This is a genomic window from Buttiauxella massiliensis (assembly GCF_902500225.1).
GTDB classification, from domain to species: Bacteria; Pseudomonadota; Gammaproteobacteria; order Enterobacterales; family Enterobacteriaceae; genus Buttiauxella; species Buttiauxella massiliensis.
The window spans coordinates 97,956-114,007 of the sequence record NZ_LR722650.1 but is presented as its reverse complement, the minus strand read 5'-3'; the positions used below and the strand labels follow the sequence as shown (position 1 = coordinate 114,007).

At 48.3% G+C, this 16,052-nt stretch carries 16 protein-coding genes; 8 read left to right on the top strand and 8 right to left on the bottom strand.

Annotation, left to right across the window (positions count from 1 at the left end):
• Positions 1 to 267: 267 nt before the first annotated feature.
• The gene (locus GC128_RS05065; RefSeq protein WP_151993377.1) at positions 268 to 2,220 is read left to right on the top strand and encodes a putative bifunctional diguanylate cyclase/phosphodiesterase; all 1,953 of its coding nucleotides are present in this window, start codon (positions 268 to 270) and stop codon (positions 2,218 to 2,220) included.
• A gap of 164 nt (positions 2,221 to 2,384) precedes the next feature.
• Entirely contained in the window at positions 2,385 to 3,551 is a 1,167-nt protein-coding gene (locus GC128_RS05060; protein WP_151993376.1) for a benzoate/H(+) symporter BenE family transporter, read from the top strand.
• Here the strand turns inward: GC128_RS05060 and GC128_RS05055 are convergent.
• Complete coding sequence (locus GC128_RS05055; protein WP_151993375.1) at positions 3,531 to 4,403, bottom strand: AraC family transcriptional regulator; 873 nt, start codon at positions 4,401 to 4,403, stop codon at positions 3,531 to 3,533. The two genes, GC128_RS05060 and GC128_RS05055, sit on opposite strands and share 21 nt — an antisense overlap.
• 177 nt (positions 4,404 to 4,580) lie before the next feature.
• Here GC128_RS05055 and GC128_RS05050 point away from each other — a divergent pair, with 177 nt between their 5' ends.
• Complete coding sequence (locus tag GC128_RS05050; protein ID WP_151993374.1) at positions 4,581 to 5,486, top strand: DMT family transporter; 906 nt, start codon at positions 4,581 to 4,583, stop codon at positions 5,484 to 5,486.
• A 45-nt stretch (positions 5,487 to 5,531) separates the two neighbouring features.
• Here GC128_RS05050 and GC128_RS05045 read toward each other — a convergent pair whose 3' ends face one another.
• Positions 5,532 to 6,194: a DUF3313 domain-containing protein gene (locus tag GC128_RS05045; protein ID WP_151993373.1), complete on the bottom strand. Its 663-nt coding sequence runs from the start codon at positions 6,192 to 6,194 to the stop codon at positions 5,532 to 5,534.
• Positions 6,195 to 6,394: 200 nt separating this feature from the next.
• On the opposite strand from GC128_RS05045, the gene GC128_RS05040 reads away from it, so the two are divergent.
• Positions 6,395 to 6,787: a VOC family protein gene (locus GC128_RS05040; RefSeq protein ID WP_151993372.1), complete on the top strand. Its 393-nt coding sequence runs from the start codon at positions 6,395 to 6,397 to the stop codon at positions 6,785 to 6,787.
• On the opposite strand, the gene tehB is transcribed toward GC128_RS05040, so the two are convergent.
• Both tehB and tehA read right to left on the bottom strand, forming a co-directional pair.
• Complete coding sequence (gene tehB, locus GC128_RS05035; RefSeq protein WP_151993371.1) at positions 6,784 to 7,371, bottom strand: tellurite resistance methyltransferase TehB; 588 nt, start codon at positions 7,369 to 7,371, stop codon at positions 6,784 to 6,786. The two genes, GC128_RS05040 and tehB, sit on opposite strands and share 4 nt — an antisense overlap.
• 1 nt (position 7,372) lies before the next feature.
• On the bottom strand, positions 7,373 to 8,362 hold the full coding sequence (gene tehA, locus GC128_RS05030) for a dicarboxylate transporter/tellurite-resistance protein TehA (protein ID WP_151993370.1): 990 nt from the start codon (positions 8,360 to 8,362) through the stop codon (positions 7,373 to 7,375).
• Between the two features lie 111 nt (positions 8,363 to 8,473).
• Here tehA and ydcK point away from each other — a divergent pair, with 111 nt between their 5' ends.
• Positions 8,474 to 9,406 (top strand): YdcK family protein, encoded by a 933-nt coding sequence (gene ydcK / locus GC128_RS05025; protein ID WP_325063686.1) that lies wholly within the window; start codon positions 8,474 to 8,476, stop codon positions 9,404 to 9,406.
• A gap of 11 nt (positions 9,407 to 9,417) precedes the next feature.
• On the opposite strand, the gene rimL is transcribed toward ydcK, so the two are convergent.
• Positions 9,418 to 9,972: a 50S ribosomal protein L7/L12-serine acetyltransferase gene (gene rimL / locus GC128_RS05020; protein ID WP_151993368.1), complete on the bottom strand. Its 555-nt coding sequence runs from the start codon at positions 9,970 to 9,972 to the stop codon at positions 9,418 to 9,420.
• A 176-nt stretch (positions 9,973 to 10,148) separates the two neighbouring features.
• On the opposite strand from rimL, the gene hpxO reads away from it, so the two are divergent.
• From hpxO to GC128_RS05005, 3 genes are all read left to right on the top strand, one after another.
• Positions 10,149 to 11,306, top strand: a complete 1,158-nt coding sequence (gene hpxO / locus GC128_RS05015; RefSeq protein WP_151993367.1) for an FAD-dependent urate hydroxylase HpxO — start codon at positions 10,149 to 10,151, stop codon at positions 11,304 to 11,306.
• 115 nt (positions 11,307 to 11,421) lie between these two features.
• Positions 11,422 to 11,697, top strand: a complete 276-nt coding sequence (locus tag GC128_RS05010; protein ID WP_151993366.1) for a type II toxin-antitoxin system HicA family toxin — start codon at positions 11,422 to 11,424, stop codon at positions 11,695 to 11,697.
• The gene (locus tag GC128_RS05005; RefSeq protein ID WP_151993365.1) at positions 11,694 to 12,056 is read left to right on the top strand and encodes a type II toxin-antitoxin system HicB family antitoxin; all 363 of its coding nucleotides are present in this window, start codon (positions 11,694 to 11,696) and stop codon (positions 12,054 to 12,056) included. The genes GC128_RS05010 and GC128_RS05005 overlap by 4 nt, the downstream gene beginning before the upstream one ends.
• A gap of 73 nt (positions 12,057 to 12,129) precedes the next feature.
• Here the strand turns inward: GC128_RS05005 and GC128_RS05000 are convergent, their stop codons facing one another.
• The 3 genes from GC128_RS05000 to GC128_RS04990 all read right to left on the bottom strand — a co-directional run bounded on the left by GC128_RS05000 (position 12,130) and on the right by GC128_RS04990 (position 15,976).
• Positions 12,130 to 13,785, bottom strand: coding sequence for a glucan biosynthesis protein D (locus tag GC128_RS05000; protein ID WP_151993364.1), 1,656 nt, complete (start codon positions 13,783 to 13,785; stop codon positions 12,130 to 12,132).
• Positions 13,786 to 14,017: 232 nt separating this feature from the next.
• Positions 14,018 to 14,794, bottom strand: coding sequence for a transporter substrate-binding domain-containing protein (locus GC128_RS04995; protein ID WP_151993363.1), 777 nt, complete (start codon positions 14,792 to 14,794; stop codon positions 14,018 to 14,020).
• A 12-nt stretch (positions 14,795 to 14,806) separates the two neighbouring features.
• The gene (locus GC128_RS04990; protein WP_151993362.1) at positions 14,807 to 15,976 is read right to left on the bottom strand and encodes a pyridoxal phosphate-dependent aminotransferase; all 1,170 of its coding nucleotides are present in this window, start codon (positions 15,974 to 15,976) and stop codon (positions 14,807 to 14,809) included.
• Positions 15,977 to 16,052 lie beyond the last annotated feature (76 nt).

Genomic DNA, 16,052 nt, shown 5'->3' with positions numbered 1-16,052 from the left:
GGGCGAAAGGCGGGTATTGTAGTCAGATTAGCCGCGTAAGCATATACCCGTCATACTTCGAGTATCCAGCAACCTTCAATTTGTTAGTTTCCAACATATATGAAACGGCGCAACAACATAGACGGGTAATAATGCTGACGGCTGCTAAAGACGGTGTATTACAAAATGTTTTCACCTATACTTCCACAAGGAATAATTACAAAGAGTGATCATATTAGACCCATTAAAGTGGGCGCTAGTTAAATGACTCAGTTAAGATGATTAGAAATGAACATAAACACAGAACATTCAAGGCTTTATAAGTCAGAAAGCGTTAAGTTGTTATACAACAACTCATTACCAGGCATTCTGATTACTTTTATTGCATCTACCGCCCTTGCCTTCACTTTTATCGACAATAATAATTTCTACGCCAAAATCACCTGGTGGCTGATCATGGCCCTGGTGCTGGCCATTCGCGTCATTGATACCCATATGTGGATAAAAAGTGACGTTGAATGTAAGGGCCGGAAGGACTGGGTGGTGCGCTTTTCAATAGGTTGCTTAATAACGGCTATGTTATGGAGCGCCTACGCGGTCACTTTCTACCCGCAATTTACCATTGAAGAACTTAGCTCTACGAATGTAATACTTGCCGCAATGGCTGGCGGAGCCACAAGTATCCTCTCAGCAAGCTTTCTGCTATCCGCGCTCTATAACATTATTATTTTAATGCCGATGTCCGTATTGCTGATGCTGCAGCCAGAACAATATAAAATTAACCTCGGCGGGCTGGGTGTCTGTTTTACTTTAATCATGATTATCTCTTCTGCACGCTCAGCCAATTATATTAAAGAAGCTATCTTGTTGCGTTACCGAAACAAAAAACTTGTTTCCAGCATGGAAGAGACCATCCGAGAAAGAACGCAGGAAGTGTATGTAATATCCAATATAGACTCCCTCACGGGTCTGTATAACCGCACTGCTTTTTTGTCGGCAGTAGAAGGCATAGAGCGCGAATTTGAGCAGAACCATATTGCGGGCTTCTCCATTTTCTTTATCGACCTCGATGGTTTTAAAAATATTAATGACACCCTCGGGCACAATGTCGGCGACAAGGTACTGATTGCATTAAGTACCAGACTTAAAAGCTTTATCGGTGACGGTAATTTTATGTGCCGTTGGGGTGGTGATGAATTTATTCTTTTGGTTAAGGAAAGTTCTCATGACATTACCAGTGAGCTTGCTGAGAATATCATCGCCAGCCTCTCCCTACCGATCCGTCTTGATGACCAAACCATTGCCCTGAATGCAACAATCGGTATTTCAGTTTGTCCTGAGCATGAGTCTTCCATCACGCGACTGATTCAGCTTGCGGATATCGCCATGTATTCGCAAAAAGGCAAATATCCTGAACGCTTTGCTTTCTATAATCTCGAACTAGAACACAACTTGCGCCGCAAGATGACTCTCAACGAAGCACTAAAAGGTGCACTTGAGCGTGATGAGTTCCGTCTTGTGTATCAACCGATTGTCGACGCAACCGGCCAAATAGTCAGCTTTGAAGCCTTGATGCGCTGGCGTTATCAGGAGCAGGAGATCTCACCAGTTGAATTTATCCCATTAATGGAACAAAGCGGCCGCATTGTTCAGGTGGGAAGCTGGGTACTGGAAGAAGCCTGTAAAACACTGGCGAAAATGCATAAAAAAAATGCGGAAATCTGCATGTGCGTGAATATCTCGCTGATTCAGTTTTACGGCAAAGGGTTCGTCAATAACGTCAACCGGGTTATCGAACGCTATGCAATACCAGGGCATTTACTGCATCTGGAAGTCACTGAATCACTCTTCCAGTCTGAACAGATGATGATTAATGAGAAGGTCAGTCAGTTACAACAATGTGGCGTGAAATTCTCAGTAGATGATTTTGGGACGGGCTACTCAAGTTTGTCAGTCATCCAGAATATGAATATTGATTACATCAAAATTGACCGCTCGTTTATTCAGCATATTGAACACAAAGGCCTATCTATTGTTCAGGCGATGATGAATATGTCCAAAAGCCTCAACTTCAGTGTTATCGCAGAAGGCGTGGAGACGGAAAAGCAGCGCCAATTACTTGAGCAATGTGGCATCCCTTATATGCAGGGTTACTATTTCTCACGACCTCTGGAGCGCCCAAATGCGTTGGCTTATATCAACGTAGCCGTAGAACAAGAATCCTGTAACGAATACGCATAAGACTTTTAATTGCTCTCCCCCAGGAGAGCAATCCTCCCCTATTCTTGCCCTCACCAAACATTTCACATAAGAATGAACTTGCAGAGTTTTCAACATCATCACGTCTGTTGTTAATGAGTTGTGATGTTATAGTTCGACGACGCTATAAACTATGAAGGGAAAAAATGCGCACAATATCTATCCCATTGCCGACGATCCTGGCAGGGTTTGTTGCTGTTTTAGTTGGTTACGCCAGTTCGGCGGCAATTATCTGGCAGGCGGCGGAAGCTGCTGGTGCTAACACGCTGCAAATCGCGGGTTGGTTGACGATGCTTGGGATTGGCATGGGGGTGAGTACTCTCGTGCTAACGATTTGGTATCGCACCCCCATTCTCACCGCCTGGTCCACTCCAGGTGCGGCTCTGCTCGCGACCAGTTTGCCAGGTCATTCGCTCAATGAAGCTATCGGCGTGTTTATTTTCGCCTCATTTTTAATTCTGCTGTGCGGTGTGACCGGCCTCTTCGCCCGTTTGATGCGCCTGATTCCCTCAACACTTTCCGCAGCGATGCTGGCAGGCATTCTGCTGCGCTTCGGCCTGGATGCATTTACTTCTTTGCAGGGTAATTTCTTACTCTGTGCCAGTATGTTGCTCGGCTGGCTATTGGCAAAAACCTGGGCTCCACGTTATGCCGTTGTGGTAGCAATGGTAGTCGGCCTGCTGGTTTGTATCATCAGCGGAAGCCTGCAAAGCGGCAGCGTGCCGGTCGCAATGGTTATGCCAGAATTTACCGCACCACATTTTTCTCTATCGAGCCTGTTGGGCATCGGTATCCCTTTCTTCCTGGTGACCATGGCGTCGCAAAACGCGCCAGGCATTGCCACACTCAAAGCCTCCGGCTATGAGATTCCGGTATCGCCACTGATTGTGGTTACCGCAGCAATTGCTCTGATACTGGCACCTTTTGGCGTGTTTTCTATTTGCATTGCTGCGATCACTGCCGCAATTTGCCAGGGTTCTGAAGCGCATCCCGATCCGTCGAAGCGCTGGCTTGCTGCCGCTGCGGCTGGCGTGTTTTATTTGCTTGCCGGTATTTTTGGCGGCTCTATAACCACATTACTCACCGCACTGCCTGTCGCCTATATTCATACACTGGCAGGTCTGGCGTTGTTGAGTACCATTGCAGGAAGTTTGTATCAGGCGTTAAACCACGAGCGTGAGCGCGATGCGGCAATCGTCACGTTTCTGGTCACCGCATCTGGCGTCAGTTTGCTGGGGATTGGTTCTGCTTTTTGGGGGCTGGTGGCTGGCGGGATATGTTACGCGTTGTTCTCATTTACCCGCCGCGCGTAGCTGCGACGGTGTCACGCCTATCGTCGCTTTAAAACGATTACTGAAATGGCTTGCCGAGCTAAACCCGCATGCCATCGCAATATCTGTGAGCGATAACGGGCTGTTTTTCACTAATGCTTCGGCGCGTAACATGCGTCTTTGCATTACAAATTGATGTGGTGCGAGCTGGGTTGATTGCTTAAACATGCGCGCAAAGTGAAACTCGCTGAGCCCTGCTTCTTGAGCCAGTTCAGCCAGTGTTAATGGCTCACTAAGGTGCTGTTCAATATATGCCTGGATATTTCGCAGCACCGCAGGTGCCAGGCCTCCACGCACATTAGGCAACCGCCACTGCACGTTGCTGTACGTCTGAACCAGGTGGGTCAACAGCAGTGTTGATGCCGTACTCAACATCAAATGGTTCGCCTGCTGTTGCCAATCACTGCTGAGTAGAAAGTGGCGATACAACTGTGTAATACGCGGATCCTCGCTGAAGATTTTTTCATCGAGCTGAAGAGCCGCCGGGCTGCGATCCCAGATTTGCTCCGCAATATGACGCAGATGTTCATCCGTACAATACAGATGTACAAATGAAAAATGGTTGCGAATATCCCAGGTAGTTTCCCCGTCTTTTGGCATCAGACAGAATCGGTCTGGCCCGCCGCCATTTTTCCAACCTGAGTTGGTTTTTTGGTAGGTTTCATAACCTTCATTCACATACATGCTTAACGTATGGTGATCGCTGCATTGCGTCACACGGTCGAGACTGTTTGACCAGGCCGACAGTTGAATCCCGGAACCCAGCTGCACGTTATCTTCCAGCACGGCGTTGTGCTGGCGAAGATTTTCAAATGCGTGATACGGCTGGGTCATAACTTATTACCATTAAGGTTCGGGACTGACAGTGTATGTAGTGCCAGCACTCGTTACCAGCCATTAACAATCCGCCCGGCAAAAAAACCGCAAGAATATGCAAGCCACGCAAGCTGGTGAAAGCAACGAGCGGCATATTTCCGGATACTCCCCTTAACCGTTTGGGGAGATAACAAAATGAATGCATTGCTTTATATTTCGGTGGTGGTGATTTGGGGTACAACCTGGCTTGCAATTTACATGCAGCAAGGTGTGGTGTCGGTACCCGTTTCTATTTTCTGGCGTTTTGCCGTAGCGGCCGTCGTGATGTTGGTGGTATTACTGGCGCTTGGACGCTTGCGCCGTATCAGCTTACGTGACCATCTATTCTGCATGCTGCAAGGTGGCTGTGTTTTTGGTTTTAACTTCTTCTGTTTTTATCATGCTGCGGCATATATCAGTTCGGGACTGGAGTCAGTAATATTCTCCATGGCCGTGTTGTTTAATGCGGTTAACAGCATGATTTTCTTCCGTCAGCGTCCACACAAAAATTTGCTACCCGCCGCAGTTCTCGGCATTGCCGGGGTTGTTGCGCTGTTCTGGCATGATTTGGTCGCGACACAACTTGCCCCTTCTCTACTGTTGGGGATCGGTTTGAGTGCACTGGGCACTTACGGGTTTTCACTCGGCAATATGATTAGCACTCGTCACCAGCGCCGTGGCCTGGAGACGCTTTCCACCAACACTTATGCCATGTTTTACGGCACCGTCATTATGGGTGTGCTGGCACTGGTACGCGGTGATTCGTTTATCCCGGAATTTACGCTGCGCTATCTCGGCTCGCTGTTCTATCTGGCAATTTTCGGTTCGGTTATCGCCTTTGGTGCCTATTTCACGCTGGTTGGGCGTATCGGTGCAAGCCAGGCCGCTTATAGCACGCTGTTATTCCCTCTGGTGGCATTGAGTCTATCTACGGTTTACGAAGGGTATGTCTGGCATAGCAATGCCATTATCGGGCTTATCATGATCTTGCTGGGCAATCTGGTGATGTTTTCAAAACCGGGGATGTTTAGTGCATTGCCATGGCGCAAGCGGGCAGCATAAGAGGTAAAAAAAGGGAGCTTAGCTCCCTTTTCGTGTAATAGCGCGTTATTTAACTTCGAACATGGACGCGTCTGTCGCCATGTCATCAATCACTGTTTTCAGCGAGTCTACGGTAATCGGTGCACTTTCATTGTTTACCGTCTTACCTTCGCCTTTACGTACCACTTTCATCACGACTTTGTTGGTTGAGGAGTCAATAAGCTCCCCTTCAAAATAGAGGTTTGTTTCCATCGTCCGGTGGCCTGTTGCTGCTTGAGTCCCTGCAACAATCATTGCCACTGGAATCACTTCATAGAACTGCAAACCCTGTTTGCTGCTGTCTACGCCCGTAATTGCACCATGGAAAATCAAAGTACGCGGACCTGGCTTGCTGACCAATTGGATGCGCTTCTCAGCACTCGCTTTCAACTGTTGATTGGCGTAAGCAAGGATTTTATCCAGTGTCTGAGCACCCAGTTGGGTGGTTGGTTTCGGCACTGGGTAGTACGTCAACGGATTGAAGATAAGTTTGTCGTAGTTGCTGCTTTTAAAGCTCGGATCAGCCCAACGTAAAATGGTTTTTCCAGATGCAGATTTTGTTTCCTGAAGACCGGAATAATCTTTTAAAAAACCAGAATACTTCTCAGGAGCGGTAACAGACGAGGAACAGCCGGCCAAGGCTAACAGACCTGTCAGGCAGGCGGCTTTAATACATAAAGAAGTGCGCATATTTTATCCCTGTAAATTGCATGTAAGCCTTTCAGTTATAGCAAAAAATTGGGATTGCGCATGAAGTTATAAATGCTATTTTTCCAAACTAAGATAACAATCGCTAAATTTCTTTTTAACATGCTCATTATTTAGCTCGAATTACATATTTTTTCGTATATAAGATAGCCTTGCATACAATAAATAAATATGGAGTAACCATGATTCCACATCTGCGTATTGCTCGTCCGGTGACCGATCTTACTCAAAGCAAAGAGATGTACTGTCTGGGATTGGGTTTGCAAGAACTCGGGGATTTTAGCGAGCACGACGGTTTTAGCGGCGTGATGCTGGGGCGGGATGATTTAAGCTGGCATCTTGAATTTACTGTTTGCCACCGCCATCCGGTTGAACCCGCCGCAACAGTTGATGACCTCTTAGTGCTGTATTATCCGGATAACGCTCAATGGCAAAAAACCTGCCAGCAAATGCTGAATGCAGGTTTTGTAACCATTAACAGTTTTAATCCGTACTGGGATATCGCCGGGCGCACCTTTGTTGATAACGATGGTTATCGCATCGTGCTGCAAAACCGTGCCTGGCCTACAGCTTAGACTTTTCGTGCCAGCATAGTGGCGAATCGCAGTTTAATGCGGTTACCTTCCGCGTCGGTTTTATGTAATTCACCGACATCTTCGTTGTATTTCAGCAATTCCCAACCCGCGTAATAATGACTCAACTCACCTTCAGTAAAAGCAAACGGGAAGCCGACGGTGCAAGGGAAATCTTCGGTATCCATCGCAGCAACAATCAGGTTGTAACCACCAACTTTGGTGCAGCGCTGCATGTTGCTGATAAGCCCTGGTATGGTATTGCGCTCTAAAAACATCATCACCACGGTTGAAAGAATGAAATCGTATTCACCGTCAAAATGTAATGTGTTGAGATCGACCACATCTGCAGTGATGTTTTTCAGCTCCTCCGCTTCTATAATTTTATTCAGGTTGCTGATACTCATCGGGTTTTTATCCCACGCAGTTACATCAAACCCTTTTTGATTCAGATAAAGGCTGTTACGTCCACTGCCGCAACCGAGATCCAACGTTTTCCCAGGCCTGACAACCGTTACCGCATTCACCACATCAGAATGGGTACGAGTTAAGCTATATTTCTCGGTGAAATAATTCTCAGAAAGCATCTTAGTTTGTCCTTTTTGCAGGCCGTTCGACACGCAGTAGTAATTTACCCTGATAAAGCAGGATTACCGTGCGCACCAGTAGCAGGCCAATAATGAAATTAGTGAAGATAAATAGCGGCACAGCGAGTGCGGTAAAAAGCCCGTCGTTACTCCCCATGCCCAGATGAAGGGCCGTGGCAGCAAGTGCTGAAATACCGAACGAGAAGCTCCAGAACGAGGCATTAAAGGGCTGCATCAAATACCACGGCATCAGGCGCAACATAAACAGTAATTGCAGCAACCCGTAGCCAAACAGCATTTTGGCAAAGAAATCAGGTTGCCCACCGTTAACACTCAAATAAGCGTTGCAAGCAACCAGCGCAGGTGCGAGTTGAATGCCAAGTGAAGTTCGCGTCGATTCAGGGAGCTCACCAGCGCTACGTAAACGATGCAAAATCGCCGGTTCCAGGCTTAGCCAGGAAAATACCCCCGCACCAAAAAACAAAATACCGAGGTCGTGGAAGCCAAGCGCACCGCAGGCCATCGCACTGATAAAATTGTTGGCAACAGTCGGCAAATAGAGTCCCGGAGTGGTATCAGTATGCGGATGGCTGCCACGCCACAACCCGGCACTTTGCCATGCGGCGTATACCAATTGCACTGTCGCCCCAAAAGCAAACATACCCACGGCTAACGGGCGAATAAATGGCACTATGGCGATGGACACTAACATCGTTGTCGCAGGAAAGAGACTCACAAAACTGCCCTTTAACGGGTGGCGAACCTCATCGATTACCGTGTGCGGATATTTCACCAGTCGCACTATAAAAGCCACCGCCAGAGCGAGCCAGATAGCAATCGCCAGGCTCTCAAACGCTTCACCAATTACCGGGGATACTGGCCAGATCGTAGCAGCGTAGCGCCAGGCAAAACCCATTCCGATGGTCCCAAGAACCATACCAAAATACCCGGCCGGGAGATTAAGCATGGTTCGCGTTACTGATTTATTCATTTCGTTTAAAACTTAAAATGTATTTTAGATGCATTTTATGTGATTGCACCGAAGAACGCCATCTGAGGATTTACCTGCTAAGTTTTAAACAGAAAGAAAACTAAGGCGAAGATGATGAACAAGTATCAGTTAACGGGTGATTCGCAGCTACATGATTATCTGGTCGATGGCAAAAAACAGCAGGTCAAACTCTGGCAAGTCATGGCCCTGTGTGATTTCAGCGACATCAAAGCCGGGCAACTGGGCGGCTGGATTGAAAACGAAGACAACCTTAGCCAACAAGGAAATTGCTGGATTTATGGCGGCGATTGCATGGTATACGGCGGCTCAAGTGTTAACGATGATGCGCAAGTTCATGGCAGTTCCACCCTTTGCCACCAGGCGCGTATCAGCGGGAAAAGCATCATTAAAGAATCATTGATTAGCGGTGAATGCCGTATTTACGATGCCGCGCGCATTGTTAACGGCAGCCAGGTGATTGCGGTTCGTGGACTGACTGCCGACAACGATAAAGTGCTGCAAATTTATGGCAACGCTACGGTAAACGCATCGCGCGTGGTTCATCAGGCACAGATCTTTGGTAACGCGGTGGTGAACAATGCCTTTATTGAACACCGCGCTGAAGTGTTCGGACAGGCAATTCTTGAAGGTAATGACGAGAACAATATCTGGGTTTGCGACTGTGCTCGGGTTTTTGATAATGCACGGATTATTGCAGGGCATGGTGATGATCAGATCCCAACCATCCGCTACTCCTCGCAGGTCTACGGCAATGCGCTTATTGAAGGCGACTGCGTGCTAAAACACCATGTGCATATCTTCGATGATGCCACACTCATTGGTGGCCCTATCCAATTAGATAACCAGGTGCAGATTTACGGCCAGGCGCGGGTCACCGGCAATGTTCTAATAGAGAATAATGTGCAGATCTACGATAAAGCGGCGGTTGATGGTCTGGACGGTGAGCTCATTCACATACGTGGGATTAAGGATATTAACGGCGAGCAGCGTGTTACTCGCTCACCGTTTTATGGCGTGTTTTAAGAACCGTCGCGTTAACCAATAATCCGCGCGTAGATGTTCTGGTCATGGAACTCGCCATTTAAAAACTCAGCTTGTTTCAGGCGCCCTTCAAGCAGGAAACCATTACGCAACGCCACCTGATTACTGGCGACATTACTGACAATGCATTTGATCACAAAACGGCGGGCCAACCCTTCTTTGGAGTACTTACGAATGACCGCGTCTAAGGCTCGCGAAATAATTCCCAATCCCAGGACATCTTTATCCAGCCAATAACCGATATAGGCGGTTTTATTGGTCGGCTCTATCTGGTTAAACGAGAATACTCCTACCATTTTTTTATCCTGGAAAATTAGAAACATTTTCGCGTAGCCGCGATGATGGAGGATATAGTTGCCTTGTGCCATTTTGCGCGAGTCCTCAACCGACAACACGAACCTTGGCCAGTCCATCGCTGTTTGTAGCCAGGCTTTGTTCTTTTGTACCAAAGCAAAAATCTCATCCACATAACGTTCATTGATTGAATGAAGTGTTATGTGGTCATCAATATTAATCACGTCGTCTTGCCAGTTATCAGAATCGCGCACGCACCCTCTCCTTCTTTTTATCTGTGGAAAATAATGGTGCAGAAAAATAGATTGCACCACAGACGATCCCCACCAATGCACAAATCAGTTTAACGCACGCCTCGCGCCGCTGCTGGGCTGCTTCACATGCTGGTATAGATATTGCTTAACATCTTTGTAACCCAAAGGAGACTTAGATGAAAGCGATCATAATTGGCGGCGGCATTGGTGGACTCTCGGCGGCAATTGCCCTGAAAAGATGTGGCATTACAACGGAAGTCTATGAAGCGGTCAAAGAAATCAAACCGGTTGGTGCGGCGATTTCGATTTGGCCAAATGGCGTGAAGTGCCTCAACTGGCTCGGCATGAAAGAGCAGCTCCAGCAATTGGGTGGGCCGATGGAATTTATGGCCTATAAAGAATTTGTCCACGGCCAAACCCTGACACGTTTTAGTCTCGATCCTTTAATTCAAAGTGTTGGCGAGCGCCCTTATCCGGTGGCCCGCGCTGAACTGCAAGATATGCTGATTGATACTTATGTGCGTGCGGATATTCAGTTTGGCAAGCGCGTGGCGCGTATCGAAGAGTTTGACGGTGGCGTGCGGGCATATTTTGAAGATGGTCATGTTGCAGTGGGTGATGTGTTAATCGCCGCCGATGGTACCCATTCGGTGATCCGCCCCTATGTGCTCGGCCACCAGACAGAGCGCCGTTATGCCGGTTACGTTAACTGGAATGGTCTGGTCGATATTGATGAATCTATTGCACCTGCTAACCAGTGGACGACATTTGTCGGCGAAGGCAAACGTGTGTCGCTGATGCCTGTTGCGGGCAATCGTTTTTACTTCTTCTTTGATGTGCCATTAGAAAAAGGGCTGCCGGAAGATCGCAGCACGGTAAAAGCCGATTTAACCCGTTATTTTTCTGGTTGGGCAGAGCCGGTGCAAAAATTGATTTCCATAATTAACCCCGACACTACCAATCGCATAGAAATTCATGATATTGAGCCATTTATGCAATTAGTTCGCGGGCGAGTTGCACTACTTGGCGACTCAGGCCACAGCACCACGCCGGACATCGGCCAGGGCGGATGCGCTGCCATGGAAGACGCCGTTGTACTTGCCGTCGCGCTGCAAACCAACTCTCTAGGCATAGAAGATGCACTGCTACGCTATCAGGAGAAGCGCGCATATCGCGTAAAAGACCTGGTGCTCAAGGCGCGCAAACGCTGCGATGTGACCCATGGTAAAGATATGAACATCACTCATAGCTGGTATGAAGAACTAAAAAGCGAAACCGGCGAGCGTGTGCTTTCGGGTATGCGCGAAACCATTCTTGGCGGGCCGCTGGAGTAACGTTGCACAATCTTTCATTCAAATCCTGAAGGCTGTTCCAGAAATGACGTCAGAAATTGACGTCATTTTTTTATATGCTAGCATGACTTCATAAATTGACTTCACGGAAGGGTTCATGGGCTATGGCAAGGATTACCTCAGAAATAAACATCAAGGCACGTTAAAGCAGATTTTCAGCAAACCCACGTCAACGAGCGTCAAATGGCAAGATGTGGAGATGTTGATACTCGCGCTGGGTGGCGAAGTCAGTAACGGAAATGGTTCGAGAGTGCGCTTCCTGCTAAAAGGCAGCATTGCACGTTTTCACCGCCCCCACCCATCGCCTGAAACTGACAAAGGTGCCATCGTCAATTTACGAGAATGGTTTGAAAGTATTGGAGTAACACCATGACGGATTCACATTCAATTCCAAATACAATGGTGATTTGCGGCCAACCGGCGTTAATCACCTGGGTTCCTGAAATCAGCCTGTTTCGCGGCAAATTTCTCGGGCTTTCAGGCTACTGCGATTTTGTGGCAGATAGCGCTAAGGGCTTGATGCAGGAAGGTGAGATTTCGCTGAAAGCGTATCTTGCGGATTGCAAAGAAAGCGGCATTGAGCCGTATGAGCGCGAAGAGAAGATCAAAACCTTTACTCTGCGCTACCCCGAGTCATTTGGCGAACGCCTGGCTATTGCCGCCGCCGAACAGCGCATGTCGGTAAATAGCTATATTGTTGAAATGCTCAGCAAGCAGATGAAACTAAAATGAATCTGTCGGATGACGCTGCACTTATCCGACCTACAAAAGATAAAGCCCCGTATTTGTTACGGGGCTTAAGCTGTTATTTCATAATACGGTCATCAACGTATTTACGTTTATCCGGTGCTGGCGGGAAGTAATGATACAGCCAGGTTTCACTGATGGCATCGCCCTGACAACGCAGGAACATGCGCATATCTACCGGGTCGGTAGAGTCGTCTGTCGGATACCAGTCAAACAGAATACGATAGCCGTCGAATGGCTCAACATACAAAATCTCAATCTGTCTGGCTTCACCGTTCGATAGCGTAATCACCGGCTCGATACCTTTCGGTGCCGCGGCTTTCAGATCACCACCGATAAAATCAATGGCGAAACGGCGTGACCATTTTTCAGGGAAATGCTCGCCAGGTGCCCAACCTTCCGGGAAACTGCCCATACCGGTGCGGGTCGCGTAAACCCGCGCCAGCGGCGACTGAATCGGCGGCAAACCGCTCCAGTACAGACGGTATTTGAATTCCAGCTCATCACCAGCTTTCACCGGTTTTTCCGGCTGCCAGAAGCAGACGATATTATCGAGCGTTTCCCCCGTAGTCGGGATCTCCATCAGCCCAATCGCGCCTTTACCCCACTTATTCAGCGGCTCAACCCACAGACTTGGGCGCTTGTTATACCAGCCCATGATGTCCTGGTAATTGGCAAACTCGTGGTCGAGTTGCAGCAAACCGAAGCCTTTCGGGTTGTTATCGAGATAAGCGTTGAACTGTAATTTCTGCGGGTTATTCAGCGGGCGTGTCACCCACTCGCCGTTGCCACGCCACATTGCCAGACGGTCAGAGTCGTGAATTTGCGGGTGAATGGTGTCGCACATACGGCGTTCGTTAGTGCCGCAGGCAAACATACTGGTCATCGGTGCGATGCCCAATTGCTTAATATCTTCACGAGCATACAGGTGATTATCGACATCCATCACCACGCGCGCAGCTTCACAGCTGATAGTGAATTTGTACGCTCCGGTGACGCTTGCGCTATCTAACAATGCATAGACCACAAACTTCGTGTCACCCGCTTTTGCAGTTTCAAACCAGAAAGAGGTAAAGTCCGGGAACTCTTCCAACTGATCGGTATAGGTATTTACCGCAAGGCCACGCGCTGAAAGCCCATATTGGTATGTATTATCGACCGCACGGAAATAGCTGGCACCGAGGAAGGAAACCACATCACGGCGCGCCAGTTCTGGTGTTTTAAATGCTTTAAAACCGGCAAAGCCAAGATCAATCTGGCCTTCGAGTTGTTTGGTATCAACACCTGCATCGTTGTAGTTAAACAGCTCAGGGCGGAAGTGAATTTCACGTGCCTGATGGCTGGCTGAATCTACGGAGAACATCCGTACACGGCGGCGGAAGCCCATACCAACGTGGAAGAACTGCACGTCAAGTTGGCGGTTTTCGATGTTGTTCCACAGCGAGTGTTCAGCATCATACTGAATCGCGTTGTAAGCCTGTGGAGTTAAGTTTGCCAGTGTGTCCGGCAACGGACGCGGTTTGCCAACCCAAGGTTTCTTCGACAAATCATGAGCCATTGACTGGAGCACGGAGAAATCGAATTCGGTGGTGCGACCATCGGCAATTTCAGACTCTGCCGCGTAAGCTGCACGCGAGAAGAGCGTGGCAATTGAAGTTGTGCCGCTGACAGCGGCGAGAGCCATTGAGGCTTTGATAAAACGTCTGCGGTTCATGCCTGAAAAATTGTCCTTCATTGTCGATGTGTTTCGCCCCCACAAGAGGCAGAACAGCGGCAAAATCTAGACCGCACACTCTAGACAAAAATCACTGAAAAACCAATCGGAGACACAGACCTTTACGCAAAATTTGCGGGGTGGGGTTTGTAGGGTGGATAAGCAAATGCGCCATCCACCATTTACACAGGCAGTGTCGGATGTCGCTACGCTAATCCGACCTGGAGAACACTTATTTGACGGCTACATCGATACCAGGGAAATACTTCTTGGCAAGTTCGGTAATCGTGCCATCAGCACGTACTTTATCGATAGCGGCATCAAGCTGTTTTTTGGTCGCTTCATCGCCTTTACGCAACCCGTAGCCAATACCACTGCCCAGAATCGTATCGTCGCTCACCGGCTTGCCGATAAAGCCAAAACCTTTGCCCTGCGGCTTGCTTAAGAAGCCTGCCTGACCTGCTGCTGACATCACCAAAGACGCATCGATACGGCCATTGAGCAAATCGCCCCACGCCATATTTTGGTCTTTATAAGAAACCACTGTTACGCCTTCTTTTTCCCAGTGTTCTTTCGCATAAGTTTCTTGAATGGAACCTTGCAGAACGCCGATAGTTTTACCTTTCAGTCCGGCAGGCGTTGCTTCCATACCGCTGTCGGCTTTGCCCACCAACTGTGATGGAATGCGGTAAATTGGCTGGGTAAAGTCGATACTTTTACGGCGCTGGTCGGTGATATTCATTGCGGAGTTAATCGCATCGAATTTCTTCGCCATTAGCCCTGGAATCAGCGCATCAAACGACGTTTCAACCCATGAACATTTCAGGCTCGCCGCTTTACAGATCGCATTGCCTAAATCGATATCAAACCCTTCCAGTTCCCCCGCTGAGTTACGACTTTCAAACGGTGGATACTCCGCTTCCACGCCGTAGCGCAGTTCGGTTGCTGCGAATGCCGAGAATGACGCACACATCCCAACCAACAAACTTAACGCATAAACTTTTTTCATTATGACCTCGTATCAGCGTGGCTTAACCTGGCAAAGTGCATGTGCACCCGCACGTAACGTAGCTTCATCTTTTGCAAATGACAAACGAATCAACTTGTTGTCTGTTCCGTCGGTATAAAACGCGGAGAGCGGAATGGTCGCCACGCCGTATTGAGTAATTAAACGTTTTACTAATTCGCTGTCTGATTCATCAGTGAAATGATCGAATTTCGCCAACAAGAAGAAAGACCCGGCACTTGGCAGCAATTTAAACGGAGACTCAGCCAGCAGTGTCTGCATTAAATCGCGTTTGCGTTGGTAAAACGCCGCCAGCGACAGGTAGGTATCTGGGTTCGCCATATATTCAGCAAAGGCATATTGCATAGGAGTATCGGCAGAGAACATCAAAAACTGATGCACTTTGCAGATTTCAGTCATTAATTCTGCCGGAGCCAGGCAATAGCCCACACGCCAACCGGTCACGTGGAAGGTTTTGCCGAATGACGAAACGATAACGCTGCGTTCAGCCAGTGCCGGATGTGTTGCCATGCCGTGATGGCGCTCACCATCAAACACGATGTGTTCGTAGACTTCATCGGACAAAATAATGATGTCGGTATTACGCGTCAGCTCCACCAACATTTCCAGATCATGTGCGCTAAACACCTGCCCGCTTGGGTTGTGCGGTGTATTTACGATGATCATACGGGTACGAGGCGTAATAGCCGCGCGTACTTCATCCCAGTTGACGGTGAAATCTGGCAACGTCAGTTTCAGCGCTACGGGTGTTGCACCTTGTAGGCGAACAATGGGCGCGTAGCTATCAAAAGAAGGTTCGAAGTAAATGACTTCATCACCAGGATGCACTAACCCGCTGATGGCGGAATAAAGCCCTTCGCTGGCACTGGCAGTCACTAAGATTTCATCGTCGACGTCATACGTTGAACCGTAGATCGTAGCGACCTTTTCTGCGATCAGGGTTTTTAACGGCCTGAAACCGGTCATGGATGCGTATTGGTTATGGTTATCCTGCATCGCTTTGGTAACACCGGCTATCAGCTTTGGGTCAGGCGAAAAGTTTGGAGCACCCTGAGAAAGGTTAATGGCGTTGTGTTGCGCCGAGAGTTGGCCAATAACAGTAAAAATGGTGGTTCCAACATCCGGTAATTTTGAACGAAATTGCACCGGGGTTTGCATAGTCATGGCCTCTCCTGTTAAAACGCGATTTGCATAACTATTCAATATGCAACAGGTTGCTACCACAACCGAATTGTTGTCA